A 24,568-nucleotide genomic window follows, 5' to 3' on the forward strand; every position below is an offset into this window, starting at 1 on the left:
GCGGCCGGGCCCGCGCCGGGCCTGCGCGCACTCCGCCGTGCGGCGCTCAGTCCTCGCTGGGCGCGCTCGGCAGCTTCGCCTGGATGAGCTCCATCACCGAGGAGTCGGTCAGCGTCTGGGTGTCGCCCAGCGTGCGGTTCTCCGCGACGTCGCGGAGGAGACGGCGCATGATCTTGCCCGAGCGGGTCTTGGGCAGCTCCGCCACCGGCAGGATGCGCTTCGGCTTGGCGATCGGGCCGAGTTGCTGGGCCACATGGCCGCGCAGCTCCTCCACCAGGCCCTCCTCCTCGGCGGCGTTGCCGCGGAGGATGACGAAGGCGCAGATGGCCTGGGTCGTCTGCGGGTCCGTGGCGCCGACCACGGCTGCCTCGGCCACCTTCGGGTGCGAGACGAGGGCGGACTCGACCTCCGTGGTGGAGATGTTGTGCCCGGACACCAGCATCACGTCGTCCACCCGGCCGAGCAGCCAGATGTCGCCGTCCTCGTCCTTCTTGGCGCCGTCACCGGCGAAGTAGCGGCCCTCGAAGCGCGACCAGTAGGTGTCCAGGAAGCGCTGGTCGTCGCCCCAGATGGTGCGCAGCATGGACGGCCACGGCTCGGTGAGCACCAGATAGCCGCCCCCGCCGTCCGGCACCTCCTGACCCTCGTCGTCCACCACGGTCGCCGCGATGCCCGGCAGCGGCACCTGCGCGGATCCCGGCTTGGCCTCGGTCACGCCCGGCAGCGGGCTGATCATGACGCCGCCGGTCTCGGTCTGCCACCAGGTGTCCACCACGGGGGTGCGGTCGCCGCCGATGTGGTGCCGGTACCAGATCCACGCCTCCGGGTTGATGGGCTCGCCCACCGAGCCCAGGATGCGGAGCGAGGAGAGGTCGTACTTGGCCGGGATGTCGTCGCCCCACTTCATGCAGGCGCGGATCGCGGTCGGAGCCGTGTAGAGGAGGGTGACGCGGTACTTCTCCACGATCTCCCACCAGCGGCCCTTGTGCGGCGAGTCCGGGGTGCCCTCGTAGAGCACCTCGGTGGCGCCGTTGGCCAGCGGTCCGTAGACGATGTAGGAGTGCCCCGTCACCCAGCCGACGTCGGCCGTGCACCAGAAGACGTCGGTCTCCGGCTTCAGGTCGAACACGGCGTGGTGGGTGTAGGCCACCTGGGTCAGGTAGCCGCCGGTGGTGTGCAGGATGCCCTTCGGCTTCCCGGTGGTTCCGGAGGTGTAGAGGATGAAGAGCGGGTGCTCGGCGTCGAAGTCCCGGGGGGTGTGCTCCGGCGACTGGCGGTCGACGACGTCGTGCCACCACACGTCCCGGCCCTCGGTCCAGGAGATGTCCTCCTGACCGGTGCGGCGCACCACCAGCACCGACCGCACGTTCTCCGTACCGGGGCGGGTCAGGGCCTCGTCGACGGCGGGCTTGAGCGCGCTGGCGCCGCCCTTGCGGAAACCGCCGTCCGCGGTGATCACGACCCGGGCGTCGGCGTCCTCGATGCGGGTGGCGAGGGCGTCGGCGGAGAAACCGCCGAAGACCACCGAGTGCGGGGCGCCGATGCGGGCGCAGGCCAGCATCGCGACCACCGTCTCCGGGATCATCGGCATGTAGAGGGCGACCCGGTCGCCGGCCTGCACGCCCAGCTCGGTGAGGGCGTTCGCCGCGCGGCAGACGTCCTGCTGGAGGTCGGCGTAGCTGACGGTGCGGGTGTCGCCGGGCTCGCCCTCGAAGTGGAGGGCGACGCGGTCGCCGTGGCCGGCCTCCACATGGCGGTCCACGCAGTTGTAGGCGACGTTCAGCCGGCCGTCGGCGAACCACTTGGCGAACGGCGGTTTCGACCAGTCCAGGGTCTGCGTCGGCTCGGTGCCCCAGGACAGCCGGCGCGCCTGCTCGGCCCAGAAGCCCAGCCGGTCGTCCCGCGCCTGCTCGTACGCCGCCTCCTGCACGTTGGCGCCGGCGGCCAGCTCGGCGGGCGGCGCGAACCGGCGCTCTTCCCTGAGCATGTTGGCGATGGAAGGACGCTTGTCCATGTCTCGGCTCCCGGTACGTCGCGTGGTGTAGACCAATAACTGCATGCTCGTGAACAGAGAAGGCGGGGTCAAGGGTCGGCCCCTAGCGATCCTGGCACTAACCACGCGGCGGGTACAGAACGGTGTCTTCCGGCGGGGCGATTCGTCGCCGGAGGGCGCCGACGCGCGACGAACGGACGCCCGCGGCCGCTCGGCGGCGGCCCGGTACCCGGTGGTGCGCGCCAGGCCGGGGCCGACCGCACCGGGCGCGCCGTAACGCTGCCCGGCGCTTCCGCCAAGTACGGGAAAGGCCGGACGACGACGGGAGGGCGACCGGTGAGCGACGAGGAACGGAACCGCGGCGGGCCCGCCGCGGCGGTGCGGGACCCCGGACTCTTCGCGGAGTTCTACCGCCGGCACATCGACGGGGTGACGCGCTTCGTGGCGCGTCGTGTGGCGGATCCGCACACGGTGGCGGACCTGACCGCCGAGGTGTTCCTGGCGGTGATCGACTCGGCGGACTCGTACCGCCCCGGCCGGGGCAGCGAGGCGGCCTGGCTCTACGGGATCGCCCGCAACGTGGTGTCGACGGAGCACCGCCGCACCTCCCGGGAGGCCGCGCTGACCGGGCGCATCGCCGGGCGGCGGCTGCTGGAACGGGACGACATCGCCCGGCTCGAGGACCGGCTCGACGCGGAGGCGGCCGGTCGCCGCGCACTCGCCGCGATGCGCCGGCTCCCCGCGGGCGAGCGGGCCGTGCTGGAACTCGTCGCCGTCGACCAGCTCACCGTCGGCGAGGCGGCCGCCGCACTCGGCATACGACAGGTGACCGCGCGGGTGCGGCTGCACCGGGCCCGTAGGGCGCTGCGGGACGTCGCGGAACCGGCGGGGGCGCCGGGCGCGGCGGAGCAGCGGGCCGGAGGGAACGGCTCCGCGGCGCACGGCTCTGCGAGGGAGGGCTCCAGGGGGGAGGACGCCGTGCGGGACGGCCTCGCGGTGCACGGCCCCGCGGGGACGCGAGGTGCCCGGTCGGCGGGAGAGGCGAGGTCCCGGCCGGAGGCCCGAACCGCGCGGCGCGCGGAGCCCTCCCGTGGGCCGGCCACCGTGGGGGCGGCGCCGGTCCGGTTCTCCGGCACACGGGCGATCACCAGGGGAGAGGCTTGACGAGGATGAACGGCATGAACGGCATGAACGGCGTTCCCGGCGCCCGCGGCGCCGGCGGCAGGGACGGCACCACCGGCACGGGCCGTACGGACCGGGGGGACCGCGGCACCGCAGGCGGCCTGGCGGCGGCAGGGGTGTCCGGCGCGGGCAGCGCTCGGCGGCGGCCCGGTGCCGAGGGGGACGCGGACCCGGCGTGCGGGTCCTTCGAGGACCGGTTGCTGGCGGAGCTCCAGCAGGAGCTCGGGCGCGGCCGGGACGGCCGGTCGGTGGCCGCCCCCGGCGCCCCGCTCCGTCGCCGCCCGGTCGTGCGCCGGACGGCGATGGGTCTGGCCGCCTGCGCCGCGGCGGGAGCCGCCGTGGTCGCCGTCCCCGGCAGCCCGGCCGAGTCCCCGGCCTATGCGGTGGAGCAGAACCCGGACGGCTCCGTGGAGTTGCAGATCTCCGACTTCACGCTGGATCGCGACGAGCAGCGCGAGCTGGCGGCCACGCTCCGGGAGATGGGCATCGACGCGGTCGTCGACACGCCACCCCCCGGAACGGTCTGCCAGTACCCGCGGGGCGAGGACCAGTCCCCGCGCACCGGGATGATGCTGGTCTCGCCCGGGGCGCCGGAGTCCGGGAAGCACCCCGGACCGGGCCCCACGGCGCCGGAAGACGCCGGGGAGAGCCTGGCCTGGTCGGTCGAGCAGGCCGAGGGGCTGGGGATCACCGATCACCAGCTCTGGGGACAGACCCTGAACCGCGGCGACACGCTGATCATCGAGAACTACGCGTCCTCCGGAGGGGCGGAGATCCGCCAGACCGTGTTCTCCTACGTCACCGGTGAGGTCGCGCCCTGCGATCCGCAGGAGGCGTCGCGCTCCTGAGGAGGGCCCGGGATCACCTCCTCCGGCCGTACGGGCGTGAAGAGCGCAGGCGTCGCGCCGGGCTCGTCCCCCGGAGACACACCGGGGAGCGTGCGGCCGGAGGCCGGCGGGTCGAGCACATAGGCCTGGGCCTCGCCCACGTCGAAGTACATGCCGTGCAGCTCCAGCCCGCCCTCTGCGATCCGGCGCGCCACACAGGGGTGGGCCCGCAGATTCTCGAGCTGCTGGACCACATTGGCGAGGCAGAGCGTCTCCAGGGCGTCCGAGGACCGGGTGACGATCCGGGGCGGCGCCCCCTCCGGGGCCGCCGCCCGGTGGAGGCTCGGTGCGGCGTGGCGCAGCCACCGCCCCAGGGAGGTGTCGGCGGCGACGCCCTCCTCGCCGGCGCTCCGCAGCGCCTGCATCGCGCCGCAGCCGGAGTGCCCGCACACGGTGATGGACTCCACCTTCAGCACGTCGACCGCATACTCGATGGCGGCCGCGACCGACTCGTCCGTGGTCGCCGTACCCGGCAGCGGCACCAGATTGCCCACGTTGCGCACGGTGAAGAGGTCTCCCGGCCCGCTGGAGGTGATCATGCTGGTGACCAGCCGGGAGTCGGCGCAGGTCAGGAAGAGCTGAGAGGGGCGCTGGCCCTCCCGGGCCAGCCGCGCCAGCTCCTCCCGGACCAGGGGTGCGGTGGTGCGCTGGAAGTTCCGCACCCCGCCGAGGAGCTGACCGTGCCGGGGCGTGTGGGACGCGGGCTCCGGCTGCCGCGGCCGGATGCACTGGTGGTTCCGCCAGGGCATCCACGGCGAGCAGGTGTGCGAGGTGCGGGGCTCGGCGATCTGCCGGCCCGCGCGGCCTTGCACCTCCACCGTGCCGCCCTGCGTCCGGTGGGTGGTCTGCCACTCGTGCAGCGTCTCGTAGGCCGCGTGGTCCATGAAGGAGCCGTCCAGGACCACCACGACGTCCGCCCCCTCGGGCATCTGTGCCAGGGCACGGCTCAGCCGGGGCACGGCCAGGAAGGTGAGCTGCCCCCGTACCACCAGGCGGTGGGTGCCGTCCTCCCGGACCTCGGTGGTGAAGCGCGTGCGGGTGAGCCGGTGCAGGGCGACGGACACCGCGACACCGATGCCGATGCCCACCCCCTCGAGCACCCCCAGGAAGACCACACCGGCCGCGGTCGCGGCGTACACCACCACCTCGCGGTGGCGGGTCACGGTGCGGATGTGGGTGATGCTCACCATCTGGATGCCCACCACCATCACCAGGGCCGCCAGCGACGCCAGTGGGATCAGCTCGATCACGGACACCAGCAGCAGGGCCGCGAGCAGCACCCAGACGCCGTGCAGGATCGCGGAGTTACGGCTGACGGCGCCCGCGGAGACGTTCGCCGAGCTGCGGACGGCCACCCCGGCGACGGGCAGCCCGCCGAGCGATCCGGAGACCATGTTGGACACGCCGAGCCCGCGAAGCTCCCGGTCGAGATCCGCGCGGGGCACGGGGGACCCGCCCGGCCGCCGGGCCGCCAGCTTGTCGATCGCCACCGCCGACAGCAGGGTCTGCACGCCGGACACCAGGGTGACGGCGAGCACCGCGGCGATCAGCCCCAGCACCGGGCCGTCCGGCAGCTCCGGAAGCGCGTGACTGCGCCAGGACGGCAGATCCACCCGGGGCAGCCGCATGCCTGCGGCGGCGGCGAGGGTCGTGGCCGCCACGACCGCTGCCAGCGCCGCCGGCAGCCGGGCGGCGATCCGGCCGTACCGCCCGCGCTGCTGCCGGAGCCGCGGCCAGAGGAGGAGCACCGCCACCGTCACCCCGCTGACCGAGAGGGCGGCCGGGTGCGGGTCGGTGAGCTGGCCGGGGAGCGCCAGGACGTTGGCCACCGCGGAGCTCTCCGGGCTGCCGCCGAGCATGATGTGGAGCTGGGCGAGGGCGATGGTGGCGCCGATCCCGGCCAGCATGCCGTGCACGATGGCGGGGCTCACCACCAGTGCTGAGCGCGCCACCCGCAGGAAGCCGAGGAGGAGTTGACCGGCCCCGGCCGCGACCGTGATGGCGCAGGTCACCCGCCAGCCGTACATCTGGATGAGGTCGGCCGTGACGACGGTGAGACCGGCGGCGGGCCCTCCGATCTGCAGCGGTGCGCCGCCCAGTCTGCCGCCGACGATGCCCCCCACGGCCGCTGCGACGAGCCCGGCCTGCAGGGGGGCGCCTGCGGTGAGCGCGATGCCGAGGGAGAGCGGAAGGGCGATCAGAAAGACCGTCACGGACGCCGACAGATCGGCCGCGTGGCGTCCGCGCCACCGCCGGACACCGTGATCGCCCGTCCCCGCGCGTTCTTCCCCGTCCCCACCTTCTTGCGGCACACGCACCAGACCACAGCTGGACATCGGGCAGGTCACCTCCTCGATGTCACATGACGTGACGTAGTCGCTACTCCAAGCATTGGTAAACAGATCGTAATGGACCGTAAAGACTTGGAGAAGTCGGCGAGGTCGATCTTGACCCAGGTTCCGTCCAACGGGTGAAACGCGTCGCGGAACCGCTTGTCATACCGGTGCCTCTTCTGGGACATGCGACGTTGGACCGGCGTAAGTCCGTTTGTCATACGTATGAAGAATGAGGTGAGCCGATGACAGGCACTCGGCGTGGCGCCGGGGGCATGGCGGCGCTGACGGCGTTGACCCTGCTGCTCGGCGGCTGCTCCGACGCCGGCCCGGAGCCCGGCGTGGGCGGCGAGAAGACCTCGGCCCCGGGCCCGGACGACGAGAACGCGCACGAAGGAGGCCAGAAGCCGGAGGAGAAGACCCGCATCCTCGGGGACGGCTCCACCTCCGTCACCGGCCCGCAGCCGCACCAGCCGACCCCGCGGAGACTCCCACCGGGCGAGAAACCCCCGCAGTTCGTGGTCTTCTCCTGGGACGGCGCCGGCGAGGACGGCAACCGGCTCTTCTCCCACTTCCGCAAGGTCGCCAAGGAGAACGACGCCGCGATGACCTACTTCCTCAGCGGCCTCTATCTGCTCCCCGAGGACGAGGCGGAGCGCTACCACGGGCCCGGGCACGAGCCGGGCGCCTCGGACATCGGCTTTCTCCGCGACGAGAACATCCGCGCCACGCTCGAGCAGCTACGGCTGGCCTGGCTCGACGGCAGCGAGATCGGCACCCACTTCAACGGTCACTTCTGCGGCCCGACCGGCGTGGACACCTGGTCCGTGGACCAGTGGAAGAGCGAGATCCGCCAGGCCAAGTGGTTCGTCGAGCACTGGAAGACCACCACCGGCTGGAAGGACATGGAGCCGCTGCCGTTCGACTACGACGAGGAGCTGATCGGCGGCCGCACACCCTGCCTGGAGGGCCGCGACAACCTGCTGCCGGCCGCCGCGGAGATGGGTTTCCGCTACGACTCCAGTGGCAACGGCACCCAGGTCTGGCCGGACAAGGAGGGCGGCCTCTGGGACCTTCCGCTCCAGCAGATCCCGATGCCGGGCCGTTCCTTCGAGACGCTCTCCATGGACTACAACTTCCTCGCCAACCAGTCGAAGACCGTCGACGGGCCGGTGGCCATGCGGCCCGAGTACCGGAAGCAGTGGCACGACGGCCTGATGCAGGGATTCGAGCGGGCGTACGAGGGCAACCGGGCGCCCTACATCATCGGCAACCACTTCGAGCAGTGGAACGGCGGCATCTACATGGAGGCCGTCGAGAACGTCATCAGGGAGATCTGTCCCAAGGAGGACGTCCGCTGCGTCTCCTTCCGGCAACTCGTCGAGTGGCTGGACGTACAGGACCCGAAGCTGCTGGCCCGGCTGCGCACCCTGGGCGTGGGGGAGAGGCCGGAGGGCGGATGGCAGGAGTTCCTCGCTCCGCCGGAACGGCGGGAGGCCGCGGGCACCGGGGCGCCCTCCCCCGGCTCGGAGGGGGCCGCCACCGGCTGACGTCACGGTGCCCCGCCGCAGCCGGAAGGCCGCGCCGACCCGGGGTGCGGCGGGGCGGCCCGCACCGGGCGCGGCCGGCCTCCTCAGGCCGGCTGCGGCGCCGCGCCCAGCACGAAGCCGGGATCGACCTGGGCGGCGAGGTCCGCGCCCGTCCGGGCGTTCCCCCAGCTCTCGGCGTTGCGCAGATGGAAGTGGATCATCTGCCGCATGTAGCGCTCCGGGTCCCGGTGTGCGTACGCGGCGTCCGCCGCGGCGTGCAGGACGTCCAGGGCGGCCCGGTCGGCCTCCTCGAGCTCCGCGAAGGGCGGGGTGCGGCCCTTCTCCAGCGCGCGCACCCAGTCGGAGTGCCCGAAGGCCACCAGCAGGTCGTCGCCGGCCGCGTCCTGCAGGAACTCCAGGTCGTCCGGGCCCTGCACCTTGTTCCCCACCACCTTGAGGGCGATCCCGAAGTCCCGGGCGTACTCCTTGTACTGCCGGTAGACCGCGACGCCCTTCCGCGTCGGCTCGGCCACCAGGAAGGTCATGTCGAACCGGGTGAACATCCCGGAGGCGAAGGAGTCGCTGCCCGCCGTCATGTCGACGACCAGGAACTCGCCGCGCCCGTCGACGAGATGATTGAGGAACAGCTCCACCGCTCCCACCTTGGAGTGGTAGCAGGCGACCCCGAGGTCCGACTCGGTGAAGGGGCCGGTCGCCAGCAGCCGCACGTCGCCGCCCTCCAGCGGAACGGTGCGGGCGCAGGCGTCGTAGACCGGGTTGTCCTCCGTGATCCGCAGCAGCCGGGAGCCCTCGCCGGGAGGCGTGGTCTTGATCATCGTCTCCGCGGAGGTGATCCGCGGGTTCGCACCACGCAGGTACTCCTTGATGAGCGGCAGCCGCCCGCCCATGGAAGGCAGCTCGGCTGCCTCCGCCTCGTCCAGCCCCAGCGCGACGCCCAGATGCTGGTTGATGTCGGCGTCGACGGCGATGACAGGGGTGCCGTGGGCGGCCAGCCGGCGGACGAACAGCGAGGACAGCGTCGTCTTGCCGCTGCCTCCCTTCCCAACGAAAGCGATCTTCATGTTCGTTAGCGTAATCGCATCCGTGCGGTGTGTGGCGAACGTGAGTGAAGAAGACCACTCGATCGGGGGGCTTGGACCGCGCCGGTGGGTGCGTAGGGTCATACGCATGAGTAACGCCGCTGACTCCCGGACCTCCGATCCGCTGGCCGGTCTGGCGGACCTGACCGGGGTCGCCGAGACCGTCGAGTCCGTACGGAAAGCCGTGGACCGGATCTACGGCCACCGGGTGATGCGGCGTCGCAGCAGCGAGGTGAGCTCCGAGGCCGCGCTCCGCGGGGCGCGGGGCTCCGCCGCCCTCGACGGTGCCGACTGGGCGCTGGAGGAGGTGCGGCGGCGCAGCGACTTCGGCGTCGCGGGCGAGACCCGCACGGTGGGTGCCGCGCTCCGCGTCACCGCCGAGACCGGCCAGTTGCTGGACGTGTGGCGGCAGTCGCCGCTGCGGGTGCTGGCCCGGCTGCACCTCGTCGCCGCCGGCGGCGACGCACCGGACGAGACCGTCGGGCGCCCCCGGCTGGCGGGCGAGCAGGTGACCGGTCCGGAGCAGGGGCCGGAGGCCGGGCTGCCGCTGCCCGGCGCGGACGAGGTGTCGGGCCGGCTGGACGGGCTGGCGCGGCTGCTGGTGGCGGGCACCTCCGCGCCCGCACTGGTCACCGCGGCGGTGGTGCACGGGGAGCTGGTGGCGCTGCGCCCCTTCCGCAGCCACAACGGCCTGGTGGCGCGCGCCGCGGAGCGCATCGTGCTGGTCGCCGGCGGACTGGATCCGAAGTCGGTCTGCCCCGCCGAGGTCGGGCACGCGGAGCTGGGCACGGAGGCTTACGGGCGGGCGCTGGAGGGCTATGCCGCCGGGACGCCGGAGGGCATGGCGGAATGGATCCGCCACTGCGGACGGGCCGTGGAGCTGGGCGCCCGGGAGAGCACGGCCGTCTGCGAGGCGCTGCAGCGCGGGGCCGCCTGAAGGGCGGGAAGGGTCCACGGAAGGGAACCGCCCGGGGAGGCGGCGGAGGCGGCGCATCCGGGGGAAACGCGGGACGGGGCCGTACACGGGCTGCGGCGGCACCGTCGGGGCGGTACCGCCGCTGGCATGTCCACCGGGGTACCAGTGCGTGCACCTCATAGCGTCCATCAGGTCGGGACTTCGCCCGTCACCTGGTGCGACTGGCCCGTATCGCGGGTCGGCTGCGCGTGGGTTCCCGGTATTCATGCGAACGGTCCGTGGGGCCGTGCGTGCAACGGGATCCTCTCGGATGCCGCCGGTCTCGCGGGCCGCTGATTCCTTTCTACTCCCGCGACGGTGGCAAGCGGAACCCTCCCCCACAGATCTTTACGTTCGTTGTGGAAAAGTTCAAAAAGGGCCGAAACGGGCCCGTCGCCGGCTCGTGTACCAGACGAGTCCGGCCGTCGCGGCGGCCGCCACCACGGCGGCCCCGGTCACCGCCAGGGCGGACCGCGAGGGCATCGACAGCGACGGCAGGCGCTGCTTGAGTCGTACCGGCCGGGAGAAGGTGAGCACGGGCCAGTCGCGGGCGGCCGCCTCCTTGCGCAGGGCCCGGTCCGGGTTGACCGCGTGCGGACGGCCCACCGCCTCCAGCATGGGTACGTCGGTGGCCGAGTCGCTGTACGCGTAGCAGCGGTCCAGGTCGTACCCCTCGGAGCGGGCGAGTTCCCGGACCGCCTCCGCCTTGGTCGGCCCGTAGGCGTAGTACTCGACCTCACCGGTGAAGCAGCCGTCCTCCACCACCATGCGCGTCGCCACGACGCGGTCGGCGCCGAGCATCTCGCCGATCGGCTCGACCACCTCCGCGCCCGAGGTGGACACGATCACCACGTCCCGGCCGGCCAGATGGTGCTCCTCGATCAGCGAGGCGGCCTCGTCGTAGATGATCGGGTCGATGAGCTCGTGCAGCGTCTCGGCGACGATCTCCCGCACCTGCTGGACGTTCCATCCACGGCAGAGGGCGGACAGATACTGCCGCATCCGTTCCATCTGGTCGTGGTCCGCTCCGCCGAGCAGAAAGACGAACTGGGCGTAGGCGGTGCGGAGCACCGCTCTCCGATTGATCAAGCCACCCTGGTAGAAGGACTTGCCGAAGGTCAGCGTGCTCGACTTCGCAATGACCGTCTTGTCCAGGTCGAAGAAGGCGGCGGTCCGGGGAAGCGACTGGATTTCCACGAGGGTGAGCATAGGCGCCCACCATTCGGCGTAAGGTGGGGCGCGTGGGTTTGCCTGAGAAGCCTCTCGGGTACACCATGGAAGTCACGGATCGTTCGCGACCGTGCTAACCCGGCCCGACTCCTCCCCCCCGAGTCGGCCGCGGAGACGACCCCCGCTCTCCCCCCCGGCGGGGGTCGTCGCATGTCCGGCCGTCTTGACGCGGCCTCCTCCCCTCGTTCCGCGTGGCTGCCGGCTGCGTCTGCCGTACCCCTCGTACGCAGAGACGTGTAACTGAGGGTAATCGTTGAGTTCCTCTCCGGAAGTCACCGGTTCGGGCGACCGAGTTATTCACAACCGCCGAGTTGTCCACCGTTTCAGAGCATGATCCCCAAATTCCTTCGGATCGCTGCACGGTGTTTCCCGAAGGCGCTCGCCGAGTTTGCGGGCGCGATGCAGCGATGTGCGAAGGGGCTCTGGATCATGGCCGAAACCATCCTGATCGTCACCGAGGACGCCGCCCTCCTCGACGACCTGCTGCGGCTCTGCGCGGCCGCCGGCGCCGAGGCGGAGGTGGCGCACGGGGCGCCGCCGGACCACGGGGCCTGGCACGGCTGGAGCGGCGCCGCCGCCTGGGAACGCGCCCCGCTGGTGCTCGTGGGGGACGACTGCGCCGGCATCGCCACCGGCCTCGGGGGCGGAGGCTCCGGTCCGCCCGCCGCCGTGCGCCGGACGGGAGTGCTGCTCGTGGGCCGGGATCTGGACGACTCCGGCGTGTGGGAGCGCGGAGTACGCATCGGTGCCGAGGGCGTGGTGATGCTGCCGGACGCCGAGACCTGGCTGACCGGCCGGATCGCCGACGCGGCGGAGGGCGTGGGCCCGCCCGCCCTCACCGTGGGCGTGGTCGGCGGGCGGGGCGGTGCCGGTGCGTCCACTCTCGCCTGCGCCCTGGCGGTGACGGCCGCGCGGTCCGGGACGCGGACGATGCTGATCGACGCCGATCCGCTGGGCGGCGGGCTCGACGTGCTGCTGGGCGGCGAGCGCACGGAGGGGCTGCGCTGGCCGGCCTTCGCCGAGTCGCGTGGCCGGGTGGGCGGGGTGGCGCTGGAGGAGTCGCTGCCCCGGCTGCACGACCTGAGCGTGCTGAGCTGGGACCGCGGGGACTCGGTCACCATCTCCGGCGACGCCATGCGAGCCGTGCTCACCGCGGCCCGGCGGCGCGGCGGTGTGGTCGTCGTGGACCTGCCGCGCCGGATGGACGAGGCGGTGGCGGAGGCGCTGGCCCAGATCGACGTCGCCTTGCTGCTCGTGCCCGCCGAACTGCGTGCCGTCGCGGCCGCGCACCGGATCGCCGCCCGCACCCGGATGGTGCTGCGCGACCTGCGGGCCGTGGTACGGCCCCCGCACGGGCCGTACGGCGCGCGCGGATACCGCTCGGGCCTGGACGAGCAGGAGACCGCCCGCCTGCTGGGGCTGCCGCTCGCCGGGGAGCTGCCCTGGGAGCCCGGGCTGCTCGAGGGGGTGGAGCACGGCCGGCCGCCCGGCTCCCACGAGCACGGAGCGTTGGCCCGCTTCTCCCGCGCGTTCTGGTCGCGCACGCGGGCCGCGCCGGCCGGCGAGGAGGTCCCCGGCGGCCGGACGCCGGGCGCCGCCGTGCCCCCCGCCCGTTCCGGACCGCCGGGCGCACCGGACCGGGCTCCGGCAGCCGGGCGGGCGGCCGGCGAGGGCGGCCTGCCCGCCCGTGGCACCGACAGTCGTGACGGAGATCTTCGGGACCGCGGCGCGGAGGACGGGGGCTGGTCCGTATGAACGCCGCCGTGCACGCCACGCACCCCGGCCCCACCGCACCGGCGGCCACGGCCGGGCACCCGGCCGGAGCCGGGGCGGCTCCGGCCGTCCCCTCCCGCCTCCGGGCCGCTGAGGCCACTGTGCGCCCCGGCTCCGGCGCCGGCTCCCTGCCGGGTGGCGAGGCACTTCTCGACGCCGTCCGTGCCCGGCTGGCGGAGACGGGAGCCGAACCCACCCCCGCCCGGGTCGCCGCCGCTCTGCGCGCCCAGGGGCGCCTGCTCGGCGACAGCGCCGTCCTCCAGGTGGTGGAGGCGCTCCGCTCGGAGATGGTGGGCAGCGGCCCGCTGGAGCCGTTGCTGGCGGATCCCGCGGTCACGGATGTGCTGGTCACCGCACCGGACGCGGTCTGGGTGGACCGCGGAGCCGGACTGGAGCGCACCCCGGTCCGCTTCCCGGACGCGGCCGCCGTCCGCCGGCTCGCCCAGCGCCTCGCCACCTCGGCCGGGCGACGGCTCGACGACGCCCGCCCCTGGGTGGACGCCGGGCTGCCGGACGGCACCCGCATGCACGCGGTGCTGCCGCCGGTCGCAGTCGGCTGCACCTGCCTCTCCCTGCGCGTCGTCCGGCACCGGGCCTTCGACCTGGCGGAGCTGACCGCCGCGGGCACGGTGCCGCCCGGCGGCGACCGGCTGCTCCGGGCCCTGCTGGACGCGCGGCTCTCCTTCCTGGTCACCGGAGGCACCGGCAGCGGGAAGACCACCCTGCTCAGCACCTTGCTGGGCCTGGTCGGGCCCCGGGAACGCCTGGTCCTCGCGGAGGACTCCGCCGAGCTGCGGCCGGACCACCCCCATGTGGTCCGGCTGGAGGGCCGGCCGCCGAACCAGGAGGGCGTCGGCCGGGTCGGCTTGCGGGAGCTGGTGCGCCAGGCACTGCGGATGCGCCCGGACCGGCTGGTCGTCGGGGAGGTCCGCGGCTCCGAGGTGACGGAGCTCCTGACCGCGCTGAACACCGGGCACGAGGGTGGTTGCGGCACGCTGCACGCCAACGCCGCGGCCGACGTGCCCGCACGGCTGGAGGCGCTCGCGGCCACCGCGGGACTCGACCGTGCCGCCCTGCACAGTCAGCTCGCGGCCGCCCTGGACGTGGTGCTGCACCTGGTGCGGGACCGGACCGGTCGCCGGAGGATCGCCGAGATCCATGTGCTGGAGCGGGACCAGCGGGGACTCGTCACCACGGTCCCGGCAGCGATCTGGAGCCCGGGCGGCTTCCAGGCCGGCCCCGGCGCCGCCCGGCTGGAAGAGCGTTGCGCCCGTACGGGAGGCGGACGGTGACCGGGGCGGGGGCCCCGGGAGGGCCGCTGCTTGCCGTGGTGCTCTGCGTGGGCGCCGTCCTCTGCCTCACCCGCGGCCGGGACGGCCCGGACCGGGCGAGACTGCTGCTCGCCGCGAGCGCCGCCACACCGGCCTCCGGTCTCGCCCTGGCGGGCGACCGGACGCGCCGTGGGCGCAGCGGCCTGTTGCGTGGCCTTCCCGGTGGCGGCCGCCTCCCCCGCTGGGCGCGGCGGGCCGGTCCGGGACCGCACTGGTGGTGCCTGCCCGCCGGTGCCGCCTTGGCCCTGCTTGCGGAATCGGTGCTGCCCGTGGTCGCGGGGCTCGCCGCCGTGCCGGCCGCGGGCCGGTGGCTCCGTGCGCGCCGGGAGGCCGCCCGGGTGCGCCGCCGGGAGACCGCGGTCATGGAGCTGTGCGCCGCCGTCGCCGGCGAGTTGCGTGCCGGCCGGCTGCCCGCCGCGGCGCTGCTGGCGGGCGGGACCGAGGCACTGGGGCCGGAGGGGGCCGGGGTGGCGGCCGCCGCCCGGTACGGCGGGGACATTCCCGAGGCGCTGCGCCGGGCCTCCCTGACGCCCGGCGCCGAGGGCCTGCGCGGCGCCGCCGCGTGCTGGCAGGTGGCCACCGACGGCGGTGCGGGCCTCGCGGAGGGACTGGACCGGGTGGCGCGCGCCCTTCGCGCCGACCGCGAGCAGCACGAGGAGCTGCGGACCCAGCTGGCGGGCCCGCGTTCCACGGCCGCTCTGCTCGCCCTTCTCCCGGCCTTCGGGTTGCTCCTCGGAGGCGCGATGGGTGCCCGGCCGCTTCAGGTGCTCTTCCACACCGCTCCCGGGCTCGGCTGCCTGGTGCTGGGCGGACTGCTCGAGTGGGCGGGGCTCGCCTGGGTGGCGCGGCTGGTCCGGACGGCGGAGGACGGAGGTGCGGCATGACGGGGCTGCCCGTCCCCAGCCTGTGGACCACTGGGGTGCTCGTCGCGGCGGCCGGTCTGCTCGCGGCCCTGCTCGCACGGCAGCGGGGCCGGGGGCTGCAGGAGAGGGCCCGCCTGCTGACGAAGGGCCAGGCGGTGGGGCTCAGCCGCGGGCGGCCCCGGCAGGTAGCCGTCCGGTGGCTGCGGCGTGCAGCCGGGCCGCGGTGGCGGGCGGAGCGGGCGCGGGACGCAGCGCTCGCCTTCGCCGCCGGTGTGGGCGGGGGCGGCCTCCTCGGCGGACCCCTCGGCTGGGCGGGCGGTGCGGTGGGGGCGTACGGCCTCTGGCGGGTGCTGCGGCGCCGGACCCGGCTGCGGGCCGGGAGCGGGCCGGAGCGGGCCGTGCAGGGCCGGGTCGAACGCGAGCTGCCCCTGGCGGCGGAGCTGCTGGCCGCCTGCCTGGCCGCAGGCTCCGCTCCCGCCGGGGCCGCGGAGGCGGTCGGGCGCTCCTTCGGCGGCCCGCTGGGCGCCCGGCTGCGGCGTGCCGCGGCAGAACTGCGGCTCGGGGGAGCACCGGAGGCTGCCTGGGCACGCTTCGGGGCCCTGCCCGGCTGCGCGGACCTGGCCCGCTGCATGGAGCGGGCCGGCACCACGGGGGTGCCGGCGGTGGAGGAGGTCTCGCGGCTGGCCACGGAGTGCCGGGCGCGCCGGAGCCGGGCGGCGACGGCCCGTACGCGTCGCGCGGCGGTCCACGTCACCGGTCCGCTGGGGCTCTGCTTCCTGCCCGCGTTCCTGGCAGTCGGCGTGGCGCCGGTAGTGCTGGGCCTCGCCGGGAGCCTGCGGTGACCCGCCGGGCCGCCCCCGCGCGGACGGTCGCGCCGCGGTGTCGAGAGGTCCGGTGGCAGACCGCCCGGACGGCCGCCGGGGCGGCGGCCTCGACGAACGCCCTCCATGACGCCGCTCATGACAACGCACACGACAACACGGACAGCCACAAGGACATCCGGACGGACGACACCGACGACGACCGGGGCGCCGCCACCGGCGTCACCGGCGCCGGCTCGGGCGGCGCCGGGCCGCGCGGCAGCGGCAGTGCTGCGCGGCGGTGTCACAGCGACAGCGACAGGGAGAGAGGGCGATGTGCGATGAAGGACAGGTGGCGGCGCGCGCAGCGCGCCGTTCGCGGACGGGGTGCCCGGTACCGGGACCGGCTGTGGCGTGCCCTGCGCCGTGGCGATTGCGGTATGAGCACCGCCGAGTACGCCGTCGGGACGATCGCGGCCTGTGGCTTCGCCGCGGTGCTCTACAAAATCGTGAACAGCGGAGCGGTCAGCGAGGGCCTGCAGAAGATCATCGAGAAGGCCCTCGATGCGGCCGGCTGACGGGGCCGGGGGACGGGCGACGCGGGTGGGCCGGCGGGGTGGTGCTGCCCGGCCGGCCCGGCCGCGGTCCCCGGGACCGGGGCTTCGTGACTGCGGAGACCGCCGTGGTGATGCCCACGCTGGTCTTCCTGACGGCCCTGCTGGTCTGGGGCGGCGCGGCCGTCGTGGCGCAGGTCCAGTGCGTGGACGCGGCCCGGGTGGGTGCCCGGGCCGCGGCCCGGGGGGAGGAGCGGCAGCTCGTGCTCCGGGCCGCGCGGTCCGCCGCGCCCGAGGATGCCGAGGTGTCGCTCGCCCGGGAAGGCGACCTGCTGCGGGTGCGGGTCCGGGCACGCTCGTCCGGCCCGGGTCCGCTGACACTGCCGGTCCGGGCCGAGGCGGTGGCCCGTGCGGAGGGCGCGCCTGCCCGGCTGCCGGGGGCGTCCGGCGACTCCTCGGGAGGCGCGGCTGCGCGGGAGCGGTGAGGCACCGGCCGGGAGCCGACCGCGGTTCCGCCACGGTGTGGGTGGCGGGGAGCACGGCAGTGCTGGGCCTGGTGCTGGGGGGTCTCCTTCTGCTGGGTCAGGCGGTGACCGCCCGTCACCGGGCGGCTGCGGCCGCGGATCTCGCCGCCCTCGCTGCCGCCGGCACTGCCCTGAGCGGCGCGGAGACGGCCTGCGCCACGGCTCGGCGGGTAGCGGCCGCGCAGGGAGCCGGTCTGGTGCGCTGCACCCTGCTCGGTGAGGTCGCCGATGTCACGGTGCGCAGTACGGCCGGTCCGTACGACGCCCGGGTGCGCTCCCGGGCCGGTCCGGCCGCCTCCTTCGCCTCCGCGCCGCAGGCCCGTTCCCTGCGGGCACGGCCCGTCGGCGGACCTGGGGACGCGGTCTCAGCCGTCGGCCGCCGGCGGGTCCTCCGCGGAGGCGGACAGCAGCCGGGTGAGCAGCCGGACGGCGCCGGCCTTGTGCAGCGGGTCGTTGCCGTTGCCGCACTTGGGCGACTGGATGCAGGAGGGACAGCCGGACTCGCACTCGCAGGAGGCGATGGCGTCCCGGGTGGCGGTGAGCCAGTTCCGGGCGGTGCGGAAGGCGCGCTCGGCGAAGCCGGCGCCGCCCGGGTGGCCGTCGTAGACGAAGACCGTCGGAAGGAGGGTGTCGGGGTGCAGCGGCACGGAGACGCCGCCGATGTCCCACCGGTCGCAGGTCGCGAAGAGTGGCAGCAGGCCGATGGAGGCGTGCTCGGCGGCGTGCAGGGCACCGGCGAGGATCTCCGGCGTGATCCGCGCGGCGTCGAGCTGGTCCTCGGTCACGGTCCACCAGACGGCGCGGGTGCGCAGCGTACGCGGCGGCAGGTCCAGCTTGGTCTCGCCGAGCACCTCCCCGGTCACGAGCTTCCGCCGCAGATAGGAGACGACCTGATGGGTGACCTCGACGGCCCCGAAGTGCAACCGGGCCTCGCCCCACGGCACCTCGGCGTCGGTCTCCAGGACGGAGACGGAGGTGGTGTCGCGGGCCATCGTCGTCCACGGCGGGTCCGACTCCTCGACGAGGGCCACGGAGTCCTCCAGGTCCAGGCGCTGCACGACATAGGTACGGCCCTGGTGGAGGTGGACGGCGCCCTCGTGCACCGTGGAGTGTGCCGCGGCGGCGTCGACCGTTCCCAGCAGCCGCCCGGTCGCGGCCTCCACCACCTGGACGGGCGGACCGCCGCTACCGCGGATGTCGGTCAGCTCGGCGGCCCGTTCCCGCCGGGTCCAGTACCACGTGGAGCCCCGCCGCCGCAGCAGCCTTCGCCGCTCGAGCCCGCCCATGACCTCGGGCGACTCCGGTCCGAAGAGCTCCGTGTCGGCCTCGGTCAGCGGCAGCTCGGCGGCCGCCGCACACAGGTGCGGAGCGAGGACGTACGGGTTGTCCGGGTCGAGCACGGTGGACTCGACGGGGTGCCGGAACACCGCTTCGGGGTGGTGCACCAGATAGGTGTCCAGCGGGTCGTCGCGGGCCACGAGCACGGCCAGCGCGCCCTGTCCGGTGCGCCCGGCGCGCCCCGCCTGCTGCCAGAGCGAGGCCCGGGTGCCGGGATAGCCGGTGAGGAGGACGGCGTCCAGCCCGGACACGTCCACGCCGAGTTCGAGGGCCGTGGTGGCGGCCAGCCCCAGCAGGTCGCCGCTGTGCAGGGCCTGTTCCAGGGCTCTCCGTTCCTCGGGGAGATAGCCGCCCCGGTAGGCGGCGATCCGCCCGGGCAGCGAGCGGTCGACGTCGCCGAGGCGGTCCTGGGCGATCAGCGAGATCAGCTCGGCGCCACGCCGGGACCGTACGAACGCCACGGTGCGTACACCCTGCACGGCCAGGTCGGTGAGCAGCTCGGCGGCCTCCGCGGTGGCCGTCCGCCGGACCGGCGCGCCGCGTTCCCCGGACAGTTCGGTGAGCGGCGGCTCCCAGAGGGCGAAGACGAGTTCTCCGCGGGGCGACATGTCCTCGGTGACGGCGGTGACCGGACGGCCGGTGAGCCGTCCGGCGGCCTCCGCCGGGTCGGCCGAGGTCGCGGAGGCGAGCAGGAAGACCGGCTCGGAGCCGTAGCGGGCGCAGAGCCGCCGCAGCCGGCGGAGCACCTGGGCGACGTGCGAGCCGAAGACGCCCCGGTAGGTGTGGCACTCGTCGACGACGACATAGCGCAGCGCGCGGAGGAAGGAGGACCAGCGGGCGTGCCCCGGAAGCATCCCGCGGTGCAGCATGTCCGGGTTGGTGAGCACGTAGTTGGCGTGGAGCCGCACCCACTCCCGCTCCTCCATCGGGGTGTCCCCGTCGTACACGGCGGGGCGCACCGCCGTGCCCAGCGGTGCGGCCAGGGCGGCGACGGCGCGTCGCTGGTCGGCGGCGAGGGCCTTGGTGGGAGCGAGGTAGAGCGCGGTGGCGCCGCGTCCGTTCGGCGCCTCGGAGCCGTCCAGCAGGCTGCTCAGTACCGGCACCAGATAGGACAGCGACTTGCCGGAGGCGGTGCCCGTCGCCACGACGGTGGAGGTGCCGGCCAGCGCGTGGGCGGCCGCCTCCGCCTGGTGTGCCCAGGGACGGCCGATGCCCGCCTCCCGCACGGCGTCGACCACTTCCGGACGGATCTGATCAGGCCAGTCTGCATGGCGGCCGACACGCGAGGGCACATGCTCCGTATGGGTGATGCGCGCAGCCCGGCCCGGGCCCCGGGCGAGATGCTCGAGGATCGTCCGTGGGTGAGGATTGGTGGCCATCGACACTGAGTCTGTCACCGGCGCGACGGACAATGGCCGCAAGGCGTCGTGCGCGACTGCCGGTAAGTGATTGAATGCTGCTGCGGCTGCCGATCCGTCCCCTGTCGTACCGCCCTCAGGCGGGGCGGCCCGGAGGGGAGGCCCCGATGGGGGAGCCCCCCGGGGGCGGACCGCTCGATAGCAAGGTGCTGGAGGATCCGTGGACCTGTCCCTGTCGACCCGTACTGTTGGCGATCGCACGATCGTCGAGGTCGGTGGCGAGATTGATGTATACACCGCGCCCAAGTTGCGCGAGCAGCTGGTCGAGCTCGTGAACGACGGCAGCTACCACCTCGTCGTGGACATGGAAGGTGTCGACTTCCTCGACTCCACCGGTCTCGGTGTGCTCGTCGGCGGGCTGAAGCGTGTGCGTGCCCATGAGGGCTCTCTGCGTCTGGTGTGCAACCAGGAGCGCATTCTCAAGATCTTCCGTATCACCGGTCTGACCAAGGTCTTCCCGATTCACGGCTCGGTGGACGAGGCCGTCTCGGCCACCGACTGAGGGATGTCCTCCCCGTGCCCGGCGCCGTCGCGGCGGGGCACGCCGGAGCGGCCGGCCGGACGCCGGACCGCGTATGCCGAAGAGACGAGATCGAAGGCAGGTATGCCGGGCCCGCCGCGGGCCCGGTTCCTGCCGACGCACAGCTGTAGACCGAGGGGAATCGCATGGCCACCGTCGAACTCCGATTCAGCGCGCTTCCCGAGCACGTGCGGACGGCGCGCCTGGTGGCCGCCGCCGTCGCCCGGCGGGCCGGGGTCGACGAGGCGGTGCTCGACGAGGTGCGACTCGCCGTGGGTGAGGCCTGCACCCGTGCCGTCGGGCTGCACATGAGCAACGGTGTGGGCACGCCCGTGCGGGTGGCCCTCATCGAGGACGAGAAGAAGTTCTCCATCGAGGTCGGTGACGACGCGCCGGGCAACTCCGGAGCCCTGGTGCCCGGGGCCCGCGACGAGATCCCCGAGCCGGCCGGCGAGGACGACGAGGACGAGAGCGAGATGGGCCTCGCGGTGATCAGCGGCCTCGTCGACGATGTGGAGATCACCACGGACGACAAGGGCGGCACCATCCGCATGAGCTGGCCGACGACGCCTGCCCCCGCCCTGCCCTGACAGCCGGGCCTGCTCCCGCGCACTGCCCCTCACCCCTGCACTGCCGCCTCCCGGCCGACTGACCCGGCTGCCCGGTCCGGCTTGCTACCGGCTGCTTCCGGTCTGCTCGGACCGGCTTCCGGCCTGCTCGGACCGGCTGCCGGTCCCTCATCAGCTCCTCTTCCGGGTGCCTACCCGGCTCCCCGTGCGTCCTCTCCCGGATCCCCCGAATGATCGAATAAAAAAGATCGTCGGCCGGTCGCATAAAGATCAATTTCTGCCCGGCGTCAATTATCCGGCGACCTCGCACGGGGGAATTTTGCGAGCGCTCGCCATTCGATCTTCGCTGCTGACGGCGAATTGCTGCTGCTGCGCCCTGTTTTGATCTCGGGGCGCTCCCTAGAATCCGTCCACCATCTTTGCAGCAGGACGCCTGAGCGTGCTTGCGCGCGCCCATGTGCCAAACGTCAAGGAGGACGAATGGCGGGGCATCTCACCCCACTCCAGAACCATCACCACCTCGCCGACGCCGTGCTGACGACGGGCAACCGCGGACTCGTGTTCGTGATCGCGCTGATCGCCCTCGCCGCCCTCGGTGTCGCCGTGGTGCTGGTGCGGCAAGTGCTCGCCGCCGGCGAGGGCACCGAGAGCATGAAGAAGATCGCGGCAGCCGTCCAGGAGGGCGCGAACGCATATCTCGCGCGGCAGTTGCGCACCCTCGGCGTCTTCGCCGTGGTGGTGTTCTTCCTGCTCATGCTGCTGCCCGCCGACGATATGTCGCAGCGGCTCGGCCGGTCGTTGTTCTTCCTGGTGGGAGCGGGTTTCTCGGCGGCCACCGGGTATATCGGCATGTGGCTCGCGGTGCGCAGCAACGTCCGGGTGGCCGCCGCGGCCCGCGCGGCGACGCCCGAGGGCGGCGACGACGCCCCGGCCGCGGATCTCACCGCCGTGGCGCACCGGGCCACGAAGATCGCCTTCCGTACGGGCGGTGTCGTCGGCATGTTCACCGTCGGCCTCGGCCTGCTCGGCGCCGCGGTCGTGGTGCTGGTCTACGCGGCGGACGCCCCCAAGGTGCTGGAGGGCTTCGGTCTGGGCGCCGCCCTGATCGCCATGTTCATGCGTGTCGGTGGCGGCATCTTCACCAAGGCCGCGGACGTCGGCGCCGACCTCGTCGGCAAGGTCGAGCAGGGCATCCCGGAGGACGACCCGCGGAACGCGGCGACCATCGCCGACAACGTGGGCGACAACGTGGGCGACTGCGCCGGGATGGCCGCCGACCTCTTCGAGTCCTACGCGGTGACCCTGGTCGCCGCGCTCATCCTCGGCACCGCGGTGTTCGGCGACGCGGGGCTCGCCTTCCCGCTGCTCGTCCCGGCGATCGGGGTGATCACCGCGGTGATCGGTGTCTTCGCGGTGGCACCGCGTCGCTCCGACCGCAGCGGGATGACGGCGATCAACCGCGGCTTCTTCCTCTCCGCGGTGATCTCGCTGGTCCTCGTCGCGCTGGCCGCGTTCACCTATCTGCCGTCCAGCTACGGCGATCTGGAGAACATCCCGCTGGGCCTGGCCGACAAGGAGGGCAACCCGCAGGTCCTCGCCATCGTGTCGGTCGCCATCGGCATCGTGCTGGCCGCGGTCATCCAGCAGCTCACCGGGTACTTCACGGAGACCAGCCGGAAGCCGGTGCGGGACATCGGCAGGACCTCCCTCACCGGCCCCGCCACCGTCGTGCTGTCCGGCATCTCCATCGGCCTGGAGTCCGCCGTCTACACCGCGCTGCTGATCGGCCTCGGCGTGTACGGCGCGTTCCTGCTGGGCGGCGGCACGCTGATGCTGGCGCTGTTCGCGGTCGCGCTGGCCGGTACCGGCCTGCTGACCACCGTCGGCGTGATCGTCGCCATGGACACCTTCGGGCCGGTCTCGGACAACGCCCAGGGCATCGCCGAGATGTCCGGCGACGTGGAGGGCGCGGGCGCCCAGGTGCTCACCGACCTGGACGCCGTCGGCAACACCACCAAGGCCATCACCAAGGGCATCGCCATCGCCACGGCGGTACTGGCCGCCGCGGCGCTCTTCGGCTCGTACCGGATCGAGCTGTCGGAGGCGCTCGCCGAGGCCGGCGAGGGCGCCGGGGAGATGCTCGACGTGCTGGACATCGCCCAGCCCTCCACATTGGTGGGCCTGATGCTGGGGGCCAGCGTCGTCTTCCTCTTCTCGGGGCTGGCGATCAACGCGGTGTCCCGTTCGGCGGGGTCGGTGGTGTTCGAGGTGCGGCGCCAGTTCCGGGAGAAGCCCGGGATCATGGATTACACCGAGAAGCCGGAGTACGGCCGGGTGGTGGACATCTGCACCAAGGACGCCCTGCGGGAACTGTCCACGCCGGGCCTGCTGGCCGTCTTCGCGCCGATCGTCGTCGGCTTCACTCTCGGCGTCGGCGCCCTGGCGGCCTTCCTGGCGGGAGCCATCGGCGCGGGCACCCTGATGGCGGTCTTCCTGGCGAACTCGGGCGGCGCCTGGGACAACGCCAAGAAGCTCGTCGAGGACGGTCACCACGGCGGCAAGGGCAGCGAGGCCCACGCGGCCACGGTGATCGGCGACACCGTCGGCGACCCCTTCAAGGACACCGCGGGCCCGGCGATCAACCCGCTGCTCAAGGTGATGAACCTGGTCGCGCTGCTGATCGCGCCGGCCGTGGTGCAGTTCAGCTACGGCGACGACGAGTCCGCGGCGGTGCGGGCCCTGGTCGCGGTGCTGGCCGGACTGATCATCGTGGGTGCGGTCTACCTCTCCAAGCGTCGCGGCATCGCGGTGAGCGACGGCAACAGTGAGGAAGACAACAGCACGGGCCAGGCCACCAGCCAGGACGCGGTCGCCGCCTCCTGAGGAGGCCCGGCCGACCTGCTGGAACACCCTTGCGGGCGGGGCGCGTCGGCGCCCCGCCCGTGTGCCGTACGGGCCTCGCCGGCGGCCCGCGGGCTCCGCGCCCTCCTGGTGCAAATGGCGCAATCCGGGACGGAAGACCCGTCCGACTCGCCGTGGATGCCTGCTTGGCGTGTAAGTTCCGGGCCGGAAGACCCCACGAAGGGACCGATCCGGTGAACAAGAAGCTCGCGGCTGCGCTGGCCGGCGGTGCGGCGCTCGCACTCGCCCTGACCGGCTGTGGCGACGACAAGGGCAAGGAGACCGAGGCCTGGGCCAAGGACGTCTGCCAGGACGTGAAGCCGCAGGTCCGCAAGATCCAGCAGGCCAACGAGTCGATCAACCAGGCCTCGGAGGAGAAGCAGTCCCCGAAGGAGGTCCAGAAGGCCGACTCCGCCGCCTTCCAGGACATCTCGGAGGCCTACAAGGCGCTCGCCAAGGCCGTCGACGCGGCCGGCGACCCGCCCGTGGACGACGGGGCCACGCTGCGCAAGAACGCGGTCAAGGAACTCAACGGCCTCTCCACCGAGTACGGCGAGCTGAAGAAGACCGTCGACGAGATGGACACCGGCGACCAGTCGAAGTTCGCGGACGGCCTGCAGGACCTCGCCGAACGGCTCGGCAAGCTCGGCAAGAGCGGCGACAAGTCCCTGCAGAAGCTCCAGTCCGGGGAGCTGGGCGCGGCAATGGCCGAGCAGCCGGGCTGCAAGAAGCCCTCGTCGGCCGGGACGCCCAGCGCCTGAGGCGAGC

18 protein-coding genes and 2 pseudogenes are annotated in these 24,568 nt (G+C 73.6%); 15 read left to right on the top strand and 5 right to left on the bottom strand.

The window, feature by feature from the left end:
• Window positions 1–46: 46 nt before the first annotated feature.
• Window positions 47–2,014, bottom strand: a complete 1,968-nt coding sequence (gene acs, locus HOY81_RS05630; protein ID WP_237318833.1) for an acetate--CoA ligase — start codon at window positions 2,012–2,014, stop codon at window positions 47–49.
• 315 nt (window positions 2,015–2,329) lie between these two features.
• Between acs and HOY81_RS05635 the strand changes: the two are divergent.
• Together HOY81_RS05635 and HOY81_RS05640 are read left to right on the top strand one after the other, a co-directional pair.
• Window positions 2,330–2,863: pseudogene (locus tag HOY81_RS05635) on the top strand (RNA polymerase sigma factor); the annotation flags it as partial.
• Window positions 2,864–3,171: 308 nt separating this feature from the next.
• On the top strand, window positions 3,172–4,023 hold the full coding sequence (locus HOY81_RS05640; RefSeq protein WP_237318834.1) for a hypothetical protein: 852 nt from the start codon (window positions 3,172–3,174) through the stop codon (window positions 4,021–4,023).
• Here the strand turns inward: HOY81_RS05640 and HOY81_RS05645 are convergent.
• The gene (locus tag HOY81_RS05645) at window positions 3,969–6,287 is read right to left on the bottom strand and encodes a SulP family inorganic anion transporter (RefSeq protein ID WP_237319015.1); all 2,319 of its coding nucleotides are present in this window, start codon (window positions 6,285–6,287) and stop codon (window positions 3,969–3,971) included. The genes HOY81_RS05640 and HOY81_RS05645 overlap by 55 nt on opposite strands.
• A gap of 353 nt (window positions 6,288–6,640) precedes the next feature.
• On the opposite strand from HOY81_RS05645, the gene HOY81_RS05650 reads away from it, so the two are divergent.
• Entirely contained in the window at window positions 6,641–7,945 is a 1,305-nt protein-coding gene (locus HOY81_RS05650) for a hypothetical protein (RefSeq protein ID WP_237318835.1), read from the top strand.
• Window positions 7,946–8,028: 83 nt separating this feature from the next.
• On the opposite strand, the gene HOY81_RS05655 is transcribed toward HOY81_RS05650, so the two are convergent.
• Window positions 8,029–9,006 carry an ATP-binding protein gene (locus HOY81_RS05655; RefSeq protein WP_237318838.1) on the bottom strand — a complete coding sequence of 326 codons (978 nt, stop codon included), beginning with the start codon at window positions 9,004–9,006 and terminating at the stop codon, window positions 8,029–8,031.
• 106 nt (window positions 9,007–9,112) lie between these two features.
• On the opposite strand from HOY81_RS05655, the gene HOY81_RS05660 reads away from it, so the two are divergent.
• Window positions 9,113–9,961, top strand: coding sequence for an oxidoreductase (locus tag HOY81_RS05660; RefSeq protein ID WP_237318840.1), 849 nt, complete (start codon window positions 9,113–9,115; stop codon window positions 9,959–9,961).
• 387 nt (window positions 9,962–10,348) lie between these two features.
• On the opposite strand, the gene HOY81_RS05665 is transcribed toward HOY81_RS05660, so the two are convergent.
• Window positions 10,349–11,188, bottom strand: a complete 840-nt coding sequence (locus HOY81_RS05665; protein ID WP_237318842.1) for an HAD family phosphatase — start codon at window positions 11,186–11,188, stop codon at window positions 10,349–10,351.
• A gap of 450 nt (window positions 11,189–11,638) precedes the next feature.
• Between HOY81_RS05665 and ssd the strand changes: the two genes are divergently transcribed.
• From ssd to HOY81_RS05700, 7 genes and pseudogenes are all read left to right on the top strand, one after another.
• Window positions 11,639–12,964, top strand: coding sequence for a septum site-determining protein Ssd (gene ssd, locus HOY81_RS05670; RefSeq protein WP_237318844.1), 1,326 nt, complete (start codon window positions 11,639–11,641; stop codon window positions 12,962–12,964).
• A gap of 119 nt (window positions 12,965–13,083) precedes the next feature.
• Window positions 13,084–14,274 carry a TadA family conjugal transfer-associated ATPase gene (locus HOY81_RS05675; RefSeq protein WP_237319017.1) on the top strand — a complete coding sequence of 397 codons (1,191 nt, stop codon included), beginning with the start codon at window positions 13,084–13,086 and terminating at the stop codon, window positions 14,272–14,274.
• On the top strand, window positions 14,271–15,197 hold the full coding sequence (locus tag HOY81_RS05680; RefSeq protein ID WP_237318846.1) for a type II secretion system F family protein: 927 nt from the start codon (window positions 14,271–14,273) through the stop codon (window positions 15,195–15,197). Before HOY81_RS05675 ends, HOY81_RS05680 begins: the two co-directional genes overlap by 4 nt.
• Window positions 15,194–16,018, top strand: coding sequence for a type II secretion system F family protein (locus HOY81_RS05685; protein ID WP_237318848.1), 825 nt, complete (start codon window positions 15,194–15,196; stop codon window positions 16,016–16,018). The genes HOY81_RS05680 and HOY81_RS05685 overlap by 4 nt, the downstream gene beginning before the upstream one ends.
• Window positions 16,015–16,554 (top strand): DUF4244 domain-containing protein, encoded by a 540-nt coding sequence (locus HOY81_RS27660; protein ID WP_237318850.1) that lies wholly within the window; start codon window positions 16,015–16,017, stop codon window positions 16,552–16,554. Before HOY81_RS05685 ends, HOY81_RS27660 begins: the two co-directional genes overlap by 4 nt.
• Window positions 16,555–16,640: 86 nt before the next feature.
• Window positions 16,641–17,015: a TadE family type IV pilus minor pilin gene (locus HOY81_RS05695; RefSeq protein WP_237318853.1), complete on the top strand. Its 375-nt coding sequence runs from the start codon at window positions 16,641–16,643 to the stop codon at window positions 17,013–17,015.
• Window positions 17,012–17,332 (top strand): annotated as a pseudogene (locus HOY81_RS05700) (Rv3654c family TadE-like protein); the annotation flags it as partial. The gene HOY81_RS05695 and the pseudogene HOY81_RS05700, both read left to right, overlap by 4 nt.
• 87 nt (window positions 17,333–17,419) lie before the next feature.
• Here the strand turns inward: HOY81_RS05700 and HOY81_RS05705 are convergent.
• Entirely contained in the window at window positions 17,420–19,771 is a 2,352-nt protein-coding gene (locus HOY81_RS05705) for a DEAD/DEAH box helicase (RefSeq protein ID WP_237318855.1), read from the bottom strand.
• 199 nt (window positions 19,772–19,970) lie between these two features.
• On the opposite strand from HOY81_RS05705, the gene bldG reads away from it, so the two are divergent.
• From bldG to HOY81_RS05725, 4 genes are all read left to right on the top strand, one after another.
• A complete protein-coding gene (gene bldG / locus HOY81_RS05710) occupies window positions 19,971–20,312 on the top strand; it encodes an anti-sigma factor antagonist BldG (RefSeq protein WP_237318857.1) in 342 nt (113 codons plus the stop codon).
• A gap of 164 nt (window positions 20,313–20,476) precedes the next feature.
• Complete coding sequence (locus HOY81_RS05715; protein WP_237318859.1) at window positions 20,477–20,920, top strand: ATP-binding protein; 444 nt, start codon at window positions 20,477–20,479, stop codon at window positions 20,918–20,920.
• 459 nt (window positions 20,921–21,379) lie between these two features.
• The gene (locus HOY81_RS05720) at window positions 21,380–23,782 is read left to right on the top strand and encodes a sodium-translocating pyrophosphatase (RefSeq protein ID WP_237318861.1); all 2,403 of its coding nucleotides are present in this window, start codon (window positions 21,380–21,382) and stop codon (window positions 23,780–23,782) included.
• Window positions 23,783–23,994: 212 nt separating this feature from the next.
• Window positions 23,995–24,561: a small secreted protein gene (locus tag HOY81_RS05725; protein ID WP_237318863.1), complete on the top strand. Its 567-nt coding sequence runs from the start codon at window positions 23,995–23,997 to the stop codon at window positions 24,559–24,561.
• Window positions 24,562–24,568 lie beyond the last annotated feature (7 nt).

The sequence above is a fragment of the Streptomyces sp. JJ36 genome, assembly GCF_021696945.1.
Lineage (GTDB): Bacteria > Actinomycetota > Actinomycetes > Streptomycetales > Streptomycetaceae > Streptomyces.